Raw genomic sequence first — 14528 nt, forward strand, 5'->3', positions numbered from 1 at the left:
GAGCGGCAAGCGGGCGGGTCCGTGGCCGGCGACCGCCGGTCACGATCTCATCAAGTCCCGCGATTTGCCGTTCTCCTGGTTCGGTGTCCTCTGAAAGCATCCTGTCGAAAGGGCTTTCGGGGGACGCACGGCATCAGGGGGACTCACGGTGGGGCGGTTTCTGTTTCTCCGTGCGCGCGGACACCGGCTGCTCCTCGCCGCCGCACTCCTCGCCGTACTGCTCACCACCGCCGTGCTGGCGACTCTGACCGCCTTCGCCGCATCCGTCGGGGACGCCGGGCTCCGGCACGCGCTGCGGACCAGGGACGCGTCGGCCGCCGCGCTGATGATCACCTCGGAGACGCCCGGCGGCGACCGGGCCGCCGCCGCACGGGACGCCCGGCGCGGCGCGCAGCGGGCGTTCGACGGGCTGCCGGTCACCCTGCGCCAGTTCGACCTCTCGGGGCCGTACGCCCTCCCGGAGAGTCCGCGGCCCCGCGCCGAGCGCGCGGGGGAACCCGATCTGGCCACCTTCGCCGTCGTGGACCGCTCCCGGGTGCGGCTGGTCTCGGGCGGCTGGCCCGGGGCCGCGGACGGGCGCGTCACCGAGGTCGCCCTGCCCGAGGCCGCCGCCGACCGGCTCGGGATGGCGCCGGGCCCCCGGGTGCTGAAGCTCGGTGACCGCCTCGGCGGCGCACCCGTCCACATCCGGGTCAGCGGGGTCTACCGGCCGCACGACCGCACCGACCCCTACTGGCGCCTCGACGACCTCGCCGGGCGCGGGGTCCGCAAGGAGAGCGGCCACACCGCCTACGGCCCCCTGCTGACCGACCCCGCCGTCTTCGCGTCCGGCCGGATCAGCAAGGGCGAACTGGCCTGGACGGCCTCCGCCGACTTCAGCGGTCTCACCTCCGACCGGATCGGCGCCCTGCGCGAGGCCGCCGCGAAGAGCCAGCGGCTGCTCTCCGCCGAACCCTCCCTGAAGAGCGGTGTCGTCGCGCGCACGGCGCTGCCCGAGACCCTCGACCGGCTGGAGCGGGCGCTGCTGGTCTCGCGGGCGACGCTCCTGATCGTCGCGCTCCAGCTGGTGCTGCTCGCGGGGTACGCGCTGCTGCTGGTGGCCCGGCTGCTGACCAGCGAGCGGGAGAGCGAGACCCGGGTGCTGCGGGCACGGGGCGCGTCCCGGGGCCGGATCGCCTCCCTCGCGGCGCTGGAGGCGCTGCTGCTGGCGCTGCCCGCCGCCGTCTGCGCCCCGCTGCTCGCCGGACCGCTCACCCGGCTGCTCGCCGGGCAGGGCCTGCTGGCCAGGATCGGTCTGCGGATCGACACCGGGGCGACCGCGCGGGTCTGGCTGGCGGGCGGCCTGGTGGCGCTGGCGTGCGCGGCGGCCGTCACCGTCCCGGCGCTCGCCGCCGCGCGGGCCCCGCGCGGCCGGGCGCGGGCGCTGCCCGCGCCGCTGCGGGCCGGCGCGGATGTGGCGCTGCTCGCCGTCGCCGGGGTGGCGTACTGGCAGCTGGAGCGGCGCACCTCGGGCAGTGGCGCGCTGAGCGGCGACGGCGAGGGGGAGCTGGGGATCGATCCGCTGCTGGTCGTCGCCCCGGCGCTCGCGCTGCTCGCCGGAACCGTGCTGACCCTGCGGCTGCTGCCGCCGGCGGCCCGCTTCGCGGAGCGCCGCGCGGCCCGTGGCCGGGGGCTGACCGCGCCGCTGGCGGGCTGGCAGTTCAGCCGCCGGCCCATGCGCGGCGCGGGCCCGGTGCTGCTGCTGGTGCTCGCGGTGGCCATGGGCATGCTCGCGATCGGCCAGGGCGCGTCCTGGGACCGGTCCCAGGACGACCAGGCGGACTTCCTCGCCGGGGCTCCGGTACGGGTCCTGGGCGGCGGGACGGTGCGGCAGTTCGGGCAGGGCGGGGTGTACGGCGCGCTGCCGGGCGTACGGGCGGCGGTGCCGGCCGCCCGCGCCGGGATGCCGCTGTCGGCGGGCCGGGAGGCGTCGGTGCTGGCGCTGGACACGGCGCGCGCCGATGAGGGGTTCCGGCTCCGGGACGATCTGGTGGACGGCGGCTCCGGGGATGTCCTCGCGGCGCTGCGCCCGCCGGGGCGGACGGACGCGCGGGCCGGGATCGTGCTGCCCGAGGAGACGGAGCGGCTGGAGTTCGGGGTCACGGTCCGCCCGGCCCCCGGTGGGGACGGGACCGAGGAGCCCAGCGGTACGGAGGTCGTGGTGACCGTCGAGGACCGGTTCGGGGTGCCGTACCGGATTCCCGTCGGCTCGCTGCCGCCGGACGGGAAGCGGCGGACCCTGACCCTCGATCTCGCGGCGGCGGCCGACGCCCCCTCGGGCCGGCCGGCCGGGCCGCTCGCGCTCACCGCCGTCGAGTTCGACGAGACGGGGTATCCGAGCCGGATCGCGGTGAAGCGGTTCACGCTCGACTCGCTGCGGGCGGTCACCGGGGACGGTGGGGCCCGTGAGGTCGCCGTCGGCGGGGGTACGGCCTGGCGGGCGAAGGCGACCACCAACACCGAGCCCGCCCCGGACGGTTCCGAGGCCGGCCCCGAGGTGAAGAGCCTGCGCTCCTCCCCCGGGACGCCGCTGGACATCACGTACCACATGGGCAAGGCGGAGTGGGGCGGCTGGAGCAACGACCGGTCGGCGACCGTGCGGGTGACGCCGGAGCGGCCCGCGCCGCCGATGCCCTCGGCGCTGGCCACCGACGCGTTCCTGCGGGCCGGTGCCGCGAAGGTCGGTTCGGTGATCGAGGTGCCGATGCCGGGCGGCGGGGTGAAGGTGCGGATCGCGGGGGCGGTGCGGGAGCTGCCGACCACCGGGCCGACGGCCGCGTCGGCGGTCGCCGATGCCGGGGGCGCGGGTGCGGGTGCGGGCTCCGGTCCCGCGCCCGCCGACGGCGGGGCGCTGCTGCTCGATCTGCGCTCGGTCAACCAGGTGCTCGCCGGCCGCCCCGACGCCGCTCTCCCGCCCACCGAGTGGTGGCTGTTCACCGAGCCGGGCGCCGCCGCCGGGGTGGCGTCCGCGCTGCGGGACCGGGCCGAGCTGGACTCCGGGCAGATCCTGGTGCGGGACGAGATCGCCGCGGCGCTCCAGGACGACCCGCTGGGCGCGGGACCGCAGTCCGCGCTGCTCGCGGTGGCGATCGCGGCCGGCGCGCTGGCGGCGGTCGGGTTCGCGGTGTCCACCGTGGGGGCGCTGCGCGAGCGGTCGGCGGAGTTCGCCGTGCTGCGGGCGCTCGGCGCGCCCCGGCGGCAGCTCGCGTCGCTGCTGGCCGCCGAGGGGTTCCCGCTGATCGCGCTGGCGCTGGCGATCGGGGCGGGGATCGGGGTGGTGCTCACCCGGGCGGTCGTCCCGCTGATCGTGCTGACCGGCCGGGCCACCCAGCCGGTGCCCGCTGTCCTGGTGGAGCTGCCGCTCGCCCGGGTGGCCCTGCTCCTCGCGGCGACAGCCGCCGCCCCCGTGCTCATCGTGGCCGCGCTGGCCCTGCGCCGCGACGACCCGGCGGCGCTGCGCGTCCGGGGAGGCGAGTGAGATGACCGCCCGCGCGTACGCGTCCCCCCGGAAGCCGGCCGCCGGACCCGTCCGGGCCACCGGGCCCCTCGGCACACCGGCGGACCCGCGCTCCCCCGCCATGGACACACCACCGGCGGCCCGGCGCTCCCCCGCCGGGGCAACGGCACCGGGCACGGACCAGCCCGCCACACCCGCGGCCCCGCATTTCCCCACCGGGACCCCGGCACCAGGCGGGAACCAGCCCGCCACACCGGCAACGCCGCATTTCCCCGCCATCGGCACACCACCGGCGGCCCCGCGCTCCCCCGCCGGGACAACGACACCAGGCACGGACCAGCCCGCCACACCGACGACCCCGCACTCCCCCGCCGGGACAACGACACCAGGCGCGAACCATCCCGGCACACCGGCGCGCCACCGGGCCCGGCCGCCCGGCGGCCGGATGCGGTACCGCCGGCACACCGGGCGGGCGGGCGCCGTGATCACCCCGCCCGCCGCCCCGGCGGGCACCGCCGCGCCTCCGCCGCGTCCGGCCGCTTCCGCCGCGGCGGGCGGGCCCGCACCACTTCCGTACCCGGACCCGCCCGGCGCCCGCGTACCCCGGCGCACCACCCCCGCCCCGGCGGGCCGTCCCCCCGGCGCGGGCGGGACCGGAGCGGCACCGGGCCGGGGACGGCCCGGCCGCGCGTCCGCGCGGACAGTGTTCTCAGAGAGGCGAACGGTATGAGGGCGGTCGCCCCCTGGGTACGGACCCGGCTGCGCAGCGCCCCCGGCGCGGCACTCGCGCTGGCGGTGCTCGTCGCCGTCACCGCGTTCCTCGCCTCGGTGTTCCCGCGTGCGGTGGACGCGTACGAGGGAGCGGGGCTGCGCCATGAGCTGAGGACCGCCGTACCGGCCGAGAGCGGGCTCTCGTTCGCGGCCCCGCCCGACCAGGAGGGCGAACCCGAGGACCGGGTCGCCGCGCTGCGCGGGGAGCGGCTCGGGGAGGCGTACCGCGAGATCACCGGCCGGCTGCCGGAGCCGCTGCGGGTCGCGGCCGGACAGTCCGTGTACGGTGCGCGGATTCTCGAACCGGTCGCGGCGACCGACGCCTGGCTGCCCGCCCTGGACGGCGGCTCCCCGGTCTTCACGGTGGCCACCCGCTCCGAGCTGTCCGCGCACGCCACGGTCCGCTCGGGGCGGCTGCCCAGGGCCGGTGCCACCGAGCCGACCACCGGCCGGGTGGAGGCCGCGGTCACCCGGAAGACGGCCACCGCCCTCCGTATCAAGGCCGGTTCGACCATCCATCTGCCCCGGGTGACCGGGGAGCCGCTCGCCGTCACGGTGACCGGCATCGTCGAGCCGCTGCGCCCGGAGCAGGCGTACTGGGGCGTGGAGCCGGTGCTGCGCGAGCCCGGGAAGCTCTGGACGCCGAGCCCCGTGCTGCCCTACTGGCACGCGGCGCTGCTGCTCCCGCCGGAGGCCGGACCGGCGCTGCTCGCGCTGGGCGAGAGCGAGGCGTACTGGCGGATCGCCATCGCGCCGGACGGGCTGGCCGTCGGCGATCTGCCCGCGCTGAGGAGCGCGGTGGCCTCGGTGGAGCGGGGTCCGGTGCAGGCCCGGTTGCGCACCACCGTCTCACCCGAACTGAACGCCGAATCGGGCCTGGACGACCTCCTCGGCGGCTTCGACGGCACGCTGTCCGCGATCCGCCCGGTGGTGTCGGTGGGCGCGGCCGGGGTCGGGGCGGTCGCCGCGGTCGTGCTGCTGATGGCGGGCGGGCTGGCGGCGGCCCGGCGCCACAGCGAGCTGGCCCTGCTGAGGTCACGCGGCGGTTCGGTGCTCGGGATCACCGGGCGGCTGCTGGCGGAGGTCGCCGTTCCGGTGCTGCCGGCGGCTGCCGCCGGGTGTGCGCTCGCGCTGGTCGTGGTGCCGGACGGGCACCTGGCGCCGTCCCTGCTCTCGGCGGGTGCCGTCGCGCTCGTCGCCTGTGCCGCGCTGCCGCTGCGGGCCGCCTTCCTGCACCGCCGGGTCCGGCTGCACGGCGAACGGGACGATGTCGCCCGCGCGAGGCCCTCGCGCCGCCGCACGGTCGCCGAGCTGACCGTGCTGGTCCTGGCGGTGGCCGCGGCGGGCGCCCTGCGCCGGCGCGGTACCTCCGACGGCGACGCGGACGCGCTGATCAGCGCCGCGCCGGTGCTGGTGGGGCTGGCCGCCGCCCTCCTTCTCGTACGGCTGTATCCGCTGCCGCTGCGGCTGCTCGCGCTGCCCATGGCGCGGCGCCGGGGTGTGCTCGGTTTTCTGGCGCTGGCGCGGGCGGGCCGCTCGCCCGCCACCACCGCGCTGCCCGTGCTGGCGCTGCTGCTGGCGCTGACGACGGCCGCGTTCGGCGGTTCGGTGCTGGCCGGCGTCGCCGACGCCCGGGACCGGGCGACGCTCGCCGCGGTGGGCGCGGACGCCCGGATCGAGGCGGCGGACGAGCTGCCCGGGGGCGCGGCCGAACGGGTGCGCGCGGTGGCCGGGGTGCGGGAGGTGGTCTCCGTGCGCCGGGAGTTCGACGTCGATCTGATGGACGGCGACCACGGCATCGTGACGCTGATCGCCGTCGAACCGGAGAGCTACGCGCGGCTGGCCCGCGCCACCGGTCTCGGGGCGTTCGGGGCCGGTGAGCTGAAGGAGGCCTCGGGGACGATGCCCGTCCTCGCGAGCCCGTCGGTGGCCGCCCGGCTGGGTGAGGGGACGGCCACGGTCGCCACCACCGACGGAGTGCTCTCGGTCCGGGTGGCGGGGGTGCGCCCGGCGACGCCCGCCATGTCCGAGGGCGATTTCCTGGTGGTCGACGCGGCGGGGCTGCCGGTGCCCAGGAAACCCACCACCCTTCTGGTCAGCGGCGGCTCGCTCACCGCCGACGCGCTGCGGGCCGCGGCTCCCGGCTCGGCCGATGTGCTGGTGCGCTCCGTCGAACGGGCGGCCTTCGACGACTCCCCGGTGCAGCGCGGCGCCGGGGAGATCTACACCGCGGCGGCCGTGGCGGGCGCGGGGTACGCGATCCTCGCGCTGCTGCTGTCGCTGACGCAGGCCGCTCCGGAGCGGGTCGCCCTGCTGGCCCGGCTGCGGACCATGGGGCTGACCCGGAGCCAGAGCCGGCGGCTGCTGATCCTGGAGAGCCTGCCCCAGACCCTGCTGGCCGGGGTGGGCGGGGCGCTGGTGGGGTGGGCGACGATCGCCCTGCTGACACCGGGCATCGATCTGGCCCGGCTGGCGCTGACCGGACAGGGCCGGTTCGACTCGCTGGGCGCGGTGCGGCTGCGGCCCGACGAGTGGAGTCTGCTGCTGCCCGCGCTGGCGGTGGTGGTGATCGCGGCGGGGGTGGCCGCGGCGCAGGCGTATCTGACCACCCGGAGCGGGACGACGACCGAGCTGAGGGTGGGAGACACACGATGACCGATTCCCTGGATCTGCGGGAGCTGGAGAAGCGGGCGACGGCCGGGCGCGAGTCCCCCGGGTACGGCCATGACGCGCTGATCACCTGTGACCGGCTGGTACGGATCTTCTCCGCCGACGGGGTCGAGGTGCAGGCGCTCCAGGGCCTGGATCTGCTGGTCCGGGAGGGCGAGCTGATGGCGCTGGTGGGCGCGTCCGGCAGTGGGAAGTCGACGCTGATGAACATCCTCGCGGGGCTGGACGAGCCGACGGCGGGCGCGGCGAAGGTCGCGGGGCGCGATCTGCTGGCGATGGGGTCGAAGGAGCGGCTGCGCTACCGGCGCGAGGTGGTGGGCTTCGTCTGGCAGCAGACGGCGCGCAATCTGCTGCCGTATCTGACGGCCGTGCAGAATGTGGCGCTGCCGATGCAGTTGCGGGGCCGGGTGACCGGGCGGGCGGCGAAGCGGGCGGAGCGGGCCGAGTCGCTGCTCGCGCTGCTGGAGGTCGCGGACTGCCGGGACCGGCGCCCGCATCAGATGTCGGGCGGTCAGCAGCAGCGGGTGGCGATCGCGGTGGCGCTGGCGAACGAGCCTTCGGTGCTGCTGGCGGACGAGCCGACGGGCGAGCTGGACTCGCACACGGCGGAGCAGATCTTCGCGGCGTTCCGCCGGGCCAACGAGGAGCTGGGGACGACGATCGTGATCGTCACCCATGACCAGGCGGTCGCCTCCGAGGTGCGGCGCACGGTGGCCATCCGGGACGGCAGGACCTCCACGGAGATCCTGCGCCGCCGGGAGGTCGACACGGCGACGGGCCAGGAGTCGGTGGTGGCGCGGGAGTACGCGATGCTGGACCGGGCGGGCCGGCTCCAGCTTCCGGCGGAGTACACCGAGGCGCTGGGGATGCGGGACCGGGTGCTGCTGGAGCTGGAGCCGGACCACATCGAGATCCGCCCGGACGATCCGGCGGAGCGGTAGCCCTCCGGGAGGGGGCGCGTGTGCCGTACAGGTCGTACGGGTCGTGTGTGCCGTACGGGCCGTGCGTGCTGTACGGGGGTGGTACGGGCCGTGTGTGCCGTACGTCTGTTCGGGTCGGCGCAGGCCGCATGGGCGGTACGGAAGCGGGGCCGGGGCCGGGGTGTCCCCCGGGCACCCCCGGCCCCCGCCCCGCCCCGCCCTCGCGCTACATCTCCCGGCGCACCGACAGCAGCTCCTCCAGCTGCTCCTCCCGGGCCTGTGCCGCCACGAAGAGGAGCTCGTCCCCGGCCTCCAGCGTCTCCTCCGGGGTCGGGGTCAGCACCCTCGACCCCCGGATGATCGTCACCAGTGAGGTGTCCTCGGGCCAGGCCACATCGCCCACCTGGGTGCCCGCGAGCCCCGACTCCGGCGGCAGCGTCAGCTCCACCAGGTTGGCGTCGCCGTGGCTGAAGCGGAACAGCCGTACGAGATCGCCGACGCTCACCGCCTCCTCGACCAGCGCGGACATCAGCCGAGGGGTGGAGACGGCGACATCCACACCCCAGGACTCGTTGAAGAGCCACTCGTTCTTGGGGTTGTTGACCCGGGCGACGACCCTGGGCACCCCGTACTCCGTCTTCGCCAGCAGCGAGACCACGAGATTGACCTTGTCGTCCCCGGTGGCGGCGATGACCACATGGCAGCGCTGGAGCGCCGCCTCGTCCAGCGAGGTGATCTCGCAGGCGTCGGCGAGCAGCCACTCGGCCAGCGGCACCCGCTCCACCGAGATGGCGGTCGGCGCCTTGTCGACGAGCAGGACCTCGTGCCCGTTCTCCAGCAGTTCCCCGGCGATGGAGCGGCCCACCGCGCCGGCGCCCGCGATAGCGACCCGCATCAGTGCCCCTCCTCCTCGGGGCCTTCGGCGAAGGCCGCCTCGACCTTCTCGATCTCGTCCGTGCGCATCATCACGTGCACCAGGTCGCCCTCCTGGAACACGGTCTGCGAGGTGGGCAGCACGGCCTCGCCGAGCCGGGTCAGAAAGGCGACCCGCACCCCGGTCTCGTCCTGGAGCTCACTGACCTTGTGCCCTATCCAGGCGGGCGAGGTGTACACCTCGGCGAGCTGCACCCCACCGCTCGGATCGCGCCACAGCGGCTCCGCGCCGGACGGCAGCAGTCGGCGCAGCATCTGGTCCGCCGTCCAGCGGACGGTGGCGACGGTCGGGATGCCCAGGCGCTGGTACACCTCGGCGCGGCGCGGGTCGTAGATCCGGGCCGCGACATTCGCGATGTTGAACATCTCGCGGGCGACACGCGCGGCGATGATGTTGGAGTTGTCCCCGCTGCTGACGGCCGCGAAGGCGCCGGCGTCCTCGATCCCCGCCTCGCGCAGGGTGTCCTGGTCGAACCCGACGCCGGTGACGCGACGGCCGCCGAACGAGGAGCCCAGCCGGCGGAAGGCCGTGGGGTCCCGGTCGATCACCGCGACCGTGTGCCCCTGCTGCTCCAGGGTCTGCGCGAGAGCGGCTCCCACTCGCCCGCATCCCATGATGACGATGTGCACGACCGTCCTTCCGGCTGCCACTGCCGTGTCGCGTGGCATTTCTTTGCTCAGTATTTACTCAGTATTTGACGGTGCTCTGGCTTAAAGAGTCTCAGACCTTGGCCCAAGCTACACATACGCGGGAGGGCACGGACACCGGGTATCTGCGGGAACGGGAGATTCCGCCGGAGGCCGGGGGTGGTGGGTGGGGCGTGGCCCATTCGAACGCTTACGATCCTCTCCGTGTCCAAACTGACCGATCTGCCCAAACGCATTCTGATCGGCAGGGCGCTGCGCAGTGACAGGCTGGGGGAGACACTCCTTCCGAAGCGCATCGCGCTGCCTGTCTTCGCCTCCGACCCGCTGTCCTCCGTGGCGTACGCGCCCGGCGAGGTCCTGCTGGTGCTGTCGATCGCGGGCGTGTCGGCCTACCACTTCAGCCCCTGGATCGCCCTGGCCGTCGTGGTCCTGATGTTCACGGTGGTGGCCTCCTACCGGCAGAACGTGCACGCCTATCCGAGCGGCGGCGGTGACTACGAGGTCGCCACCACCAATCTCGGCCCGAAGGCCGGTCTCACGGTCGCGAGCGCTCTGCTGGTCGACTATGTGCTGACCGTGGCCGTCTCCATCTCCTCCGGAGTGGAGAATCTCGGCTCGGCGATCCCGTTCGTGGTCGAGAACAAGGTGCTCTGCGCGGTCGGCATCATCGCGCTGCTGACGGTGATGAATCTGCGCGGGGTGCGGGAGTCGGGCAAGCTCTTCGCGATTCCGACATATGTCTTTGTCGCCGGTGTCTTCCTCATGGTCGCCTGGGGGGCGTACCGGGGTCTGGTTCTCGGCGAGACCATGAAGGCCCCGACGGCCGATTTCGAGATCAAGCCGGAGCATCAGGGGCTGGCGGGTTTCGCGCTGGTCTTTCTGCTGCTGCGGGCCTTCTCCTCCGGCTGTGCCGCGCTCACCGGGGTGGAGGCGATCAGCAACGGGGTGCCCGCCTTCCGCAAGCCGAAGTCGCGGAACGCGGCCACCACCCTGCTGCTGATGGGGCTGCTGGCGACCACCATGTTCTGCGGCATCATCGGTCTCGCCATGGCCACCGATGTGAAGATGGCCGAGCACCCGGCGCGGGATCTGCTGAGCGACGGCCGTCCGGTCGGGGACGCGTATGTGCAGGACCCGGTGATCTCCCAGGTCGCGGCGGCGGTCTTCGGTGACGGGACCTTCTTCTTCGTGCTGCTAGCGGCGGCCACCGCGCTGGTCCTCTTCCTGGCCGCCAACACCGCGTACAACGGGTTCCCGCTGCTCGGCTCGATACTGGCGCAGGACCGCTATCTGCCGCGCCAGCTCCACACCCGGGGCGACCGGCTCGCCTTCTCCAACGGCATCGTGCTCCTCGCCGGGGCCGCGGCGCTGCTGGTGTGGGTGTACGGCGCGGACTCCACCAAGCTGATCCAGCTCTACATCGTCGGGGTCTTCGTCTCCTTCACGCTCAGCCAGACCGGCATGGTGCGGCACTGGAACCGCCATCTGCGGACCGAGCGGAATCCGGCCAAGCGGCGCCATATGATCCGCTCCCGGGCGATCAACGCCTTCGGCGCCTCCTTCACCGGGCTGGTGCTCGTGGTGGTGCTGGCGACCAAGTTCACCCATGGCGCCTGGGTGGCGCTGCTGGGCATGCTGATCTTCTACGGGGTGATGAGCGCGATCCGCCGGCACTACGACCGGGTGGCGGAGGAGATCGCGGCGCCCGACGAGCCCGGCCCGGACAGCGTGCGCCCGTCCCGGGTGCACGCCATCGTGCTGATCTCCCGCATCCACCGCCCGACGCTGCGGGCCCTGGCGTACGCCAAGCTGATGCGGGTCGACAAGCTGGAGGCCGTCAGCATCAATGTGGACCCCACCGAGACCAAGGCCCTGCGGGACGAGTGGGAGCGGCGCGGGATCAATGTGCCGCTGAAGATCCTGGACTCGCCCTACCGGGAGATCACCCGGCCGGTGGTCGAGTATGTGCGGGGGCTGCGGCGGGAGAGCCCGCGCGATGTGGTCAGCGTGGTGATCCCCGAGTACGTGGTGGGGCACTGGTACGAGCAGTTGCTGCACAACCAGAGCGCGCTGCGGCTCAAGGGGCGGCTGCTCTTCACCCCCGGGGTGATGGTGACCTCGGTGCCGTACCAGCTGGTCTCGTCGGAGGCGGCGCGCAAGCGGGCCCGCAGACGGCAGAACTGGAGCGCGCCGGGGGCGGTGCGGCGGGGGCCGGTGGACGAGCGGCCCAGGGAGCCGAGCGGCCGGGAGTGAGGGCGGCGGGCGACTGCGGGGGGGGGCCGGGTGCCGGCTCGGTGGGCCGGGGGGCGGCTCGGTGGGCGGCCGGCCGGCTCTCACCGACGTAGACTGATGAGCTGCCCGTGCATCCGGGCCCGCAGGTCGCGCCCCCGGGGGTAGGCGACCGCCCCGCACCCCGAAACCCTGGAGTCACCCCGCCATGCAGAACGCGTCCGATTCTTCGCTTTCTTCGCTGGTCGGTGAGGAGTACGAGGTCACGGTGGGCCCCGTCGCCCACGGCGGGCACTGCATCGCCCGCACCGACGAGGGGCGGGTGCTCTTCGTGCGCCACACCCTCCCCGGCGAGAAGGTCGTGGCCCGGGTCACCGACGGTGACGAGGACTCCCGCTTCCTCCGCGCCGACGCCGTGCGGATCGTCGAGGCGTCGAAGGACCGGATCGAGGCCCCGTGCCCGTTCTCGGGACCCGGCCGGTGCGGCGGCTGCGACTGGCAGCATGTGAAGCCCGGCGTGCAGCGCCGCTTCAAGGGCGAAGTGATCGCCGAACAGCTCCAGCGCCTCGCGGGCCTCACTCCCGAGGAGGCCGGCTGGGACGGCACGGTCATGCCCGCCCCCGGGGACAAGCTCCCCGCGGGCGAGGTGCCCGCCTGGCGCACCCGGGTGCAGTACGCCATCGACGCGGAGGGCAACGCGGGGCTGCGCAAGCACCGCTCGCACGAGGTCGAGCCGGTCGACCATTGCATGATCGCGGCGCCCGGCGTCAGCGAGCTGGGCATCGAGAAGCGCGCGTGGCCGCAGATGGCGAGCGTGGAGGCGATCTCGGCGTCCGGCTCCAGCGACCGCCAGGTCATCCTCACCCCGGCCCCCGGCGGCCGGCTCCCCCTGGTGGAGCTGGACAAGCCGGTCTCGGTCCTGCGCGTGGACGAGCGCGACGGAGGGGTGCACCGCGTCCACGGCCGCGCCTTCGTGCGCGAGCGCGCCGACGGCCGCACCTACCGGGTCGGCGCGGGCGGCTTCTGGCAGGTCCACCCGCAGGCGGCGGACACCCTGGTGAAGGCCGTGATGCAGGGCCTGATGCCGCGCAAGGGCGAGAGCGCCCTCGACCTCTACTGCGGCGTCGGCCTGTTCGCGGGCGCCATCGCCGAACGCCTCGGCGACCAGGGCGCGGTCCTCGGCATCGAGTCCTCCAAGCGCGCGGTGGAGGACGCCCGCCACAACCTCCGCGACCTCGACCGGGTCCGCGTCGAACACGGCAAGGTCGACCAGATCCTCCCCCGCACGGGCATCACCGAGACCGACCTGATCGTCCTGGACCCGCCCCGCGCGGGCGCGGGCAAGCAGACCGTCCGCCAACTGGCCGCCCTGGGCGCCCGCCGCATCGCGTACGTCGCCTGCGACCCGGCGGCCCTCGCCCGTGACCTGGCGTACTTCCGCGAGGCGGGGTACCGGTCGCGGACACTGCGGGCGTTCGATCTCTTCCCGATGACGCACCACGTGGAGTGCGTGGCGATTCTGGAGCCGGTGAAGAAGGACGCCTGAGCCGGGGTCTCACCGACGTGCGCGGTGGGCGGGCGGCCCGCGTCCGCCGTCAGCGGAACGGACGGTTCACCGGGCCGCGCGGACCGGTGGGCGCAGCAGGACGGGGAGGGCGAGGACGTCATTGCCGATGAACGACGGCTGCGGGTCCGGTGCGGTCTCCTCGTCGGCGAGGGCGATGTCCGGGAACCGGTCGAAGAGGGCCGGCAGTGCGATGGCGGCCTCCAGTCGGGCGAGCGGGGCGCCGAGGCAGTAGTGGATGCCGTAGCCGAAGGCCAGATGGTCCCGGTCCGCGCGGTCGATCTCGAAGCCGTGCGCGGTGTCGTGGAACGACGGGTCCCGGCCGTGCGCACCGAACCCGATGAGGATGGCCTCCCCGGCCGCTATGGTGACGCCCTCGCCGAGATCGATGTCGCGGATCGCGAACCGCAGCGGAAGATGGACCACCGGTGGATGGAGCCGCAGGGTCTCCTCGATGGCATCGGCCCAGCGGGCGGGCTCGGCCAGGGTCGCGCTCAACTGCTCACGGTGGGTGAGAAGCGCCCGGACGGCGTTTCCGATCAGCGCGATCGTGGTCTGGCTCCCGGCGCCGATCATCAGGACCAGGGTGGAGATCAGCTCCGTCTCGGTGAGCCGGTCCCCCTCATGGGCGGTGAGCAGCAGACTGGTCATGTCGTCGCCGGGCTCCCGGCGTTTCGCCTCGACGAGGCGGTGCATGACGCTGATCAGCCCGCTCGCGACTCCCGCCGACTCCTCCTGGGGGACGTCGGTGGCCAGGATCGCGTCGACGACGGAGAGCATGGCGGGGCGCTGGTCCTCGGGAACGCCGAAGAGATCGCAGATCACACGGGTCGGCACACCGTGCGCGAAGTGGGCCCGCAGATCGACTGCCGCGCCGTTCTCCAGGGACTCCAGGGCCTCCAGGCCGTCCAGGAGGTCGGTGACGGTGGACTCGATCGAGGGCCGCAGCGACTCCATGCGCCGCGGGGTGAAAGCCGGGCCGATCAGCCTCCGTAACCGGGAGTGCTCGGCCCCCTCGGAGGTGGCCATGGAGCGGACGTCGATCCAGGGGGAGAGCCAGGGGACGGCACCCGGCCGGTAGCCGGTCCAGGTGTCACGGGCGTCCCTGGTGACATCGGGATGGGTGACCAGCCGTCTGACGACATCGCCGCGCGTGATGGACCAGGCGATGACGTTCTGGGGCAGCCGGACCCGCGCGGCGGGCCCGGTGGCGCGGAGTTCCTCGATCTGCTCGTACAGCCGGTCACCTCCGTCGCTGTCGAGGACCGGGAGGGAAACCTCGTGGCTGGTGGTCATG

The 14528-nt window shown here is 74.4% G+C and carries 8 protein-coding genes; 5 read left to right on the plus strand and 3 right to left on the minus strand.

Features of this window, described 5'->3' with window-relative positions; all coding sequences use genetic code 11:
• Positions 1 to 148: 148 nt before the first annotated feature.
• From ABT122_RS00940 to ABT122_RS00950, 3 genes are all read left to right on the plus strand, one after another.
• Positions 149 to 3517, plus strand: coding sequence for an FtsX-like permease family protein (locus tag ABT122_RS00940; protein ID WP_351543255.1), 3369 nt, complete (start codon positions 149 to 151; stop codon positions 3515 to 3517).
• A gap of 705 nt (positions 3518 to 4222) precedes the next feature.
• Positions 4223 to 6922, plus strand: coding sequence for an FtsX-like permease family protein (locus tag ABT122_RS00945; RefSeq protein ID WP_351543258.1), 2700 nt, complete (start codon positions 4223 to 4225; stop codon positions 6920 to 6922).
• On the plus strand, positions 6919 to 7878 hold the full coding sequence (locus ABT122_RS00950) for an ATP-binding cassette domain-containing protein (RefSeq protein WP_351543260.1): 960 nt from the start codon (positions 6919 to 6921) through the stop codon (positions 7876 to 7878). The genes ABT122_RS00945 and ABT122_RS00950 overlap by 4 nt, the downstream gene beginning before the upstream one ends.
• A 205-nt stretch (positions 7879 to 8083) precedes the next feature.
• Here ABT122_RS00950 and ABT122_RS00955 read toward each other — a convergent pair whose 3' ends face one another.
• Together ABT122_RS00955 and ABT122_RS00960 are read right to left on the minus strand one after the other, a co-directional pair.
• Positions 8084 to 8752 carry a potassium channel family protein gene (locus ABT122_RS00955; protein WP_351543262.1) on the minus strand — a complete coding sequence of 223 codons (669 nt, stop codon included), beginning with the start codon at positions 8750 to 8752 and terminating at the stop codon, positions 8084 to 8086.
• Positions 8752 to 9420: a potassium channel family protein gene (locus ABT122_RS00960; protein WP_351543265.1), complete on the minus strand. Its 669-nt coding sequence runs from the start codon at positions 9418 to 9420 to the stop codon at positions 8752 to 8754. The genes ABT122_RS00955 and ABT122_RS00960 overlap by 1 nt, the downstream gene beginning before the upstream one ends.
• A gap of 222 nt (positions 9421 to 9642) precedes the next feature.
• Here ABT122_RS00960 and ABT122_RS00965 point away from each other — a divergent pair, with 222 nt between their 5' ends.
• Both ABT122_RS00965 and ABT122_RS00970 read left to right on the plus strand, forming a co-directional pair.
• On the plus strand, positions 9643 to 11691 hold the full coding sequence (locus tag ABT122_RS00965) for an APC family permease (protein ID WP_351543268.1): 2049 nt from the start codon (positions 9643 to 9645) through the stop codon (positions 11689 to 11691).
• 184 nt (positions 11692 to 11875) lie between these two features.
• Positions 11876 to 13213, plus strand: coding sequence for a class I SAM-dependent RNA methyltransferase (locus ABT122_RS00970; RefSeq protein WP_351543271.1), 1338 nt, complete (start codon positions 11876 to 11878; stop codon positions 13211 to 13213).
• Positions 13214 to 13279: 66 nt separating this feature from the next.
• On the opposite strand, the gene ABT122_RS00975 is transcribed toward ABT122_RS00970, so the two are convergent.
• A complete protein-coding gene (locus ABT122_RS00975) occupies positions 13280 to 14527 on the minus strand; it encodes a cytochrome P450 family protein (protein WP_351543274.1) in 1248 nt (415 codons plus the stop codon).
• Between the last annotated feature and the right edge of the window lies 1 nt (position 14528).

It is taken from the genome of Streptomyces sp. NPDC001985 (assembly GCF_040296845.1).
Lineage (GTDB): Bacteria > Actinomycetota > Actinomycetes > Streptomycetales > Streptomycetaceae > Streptomyces.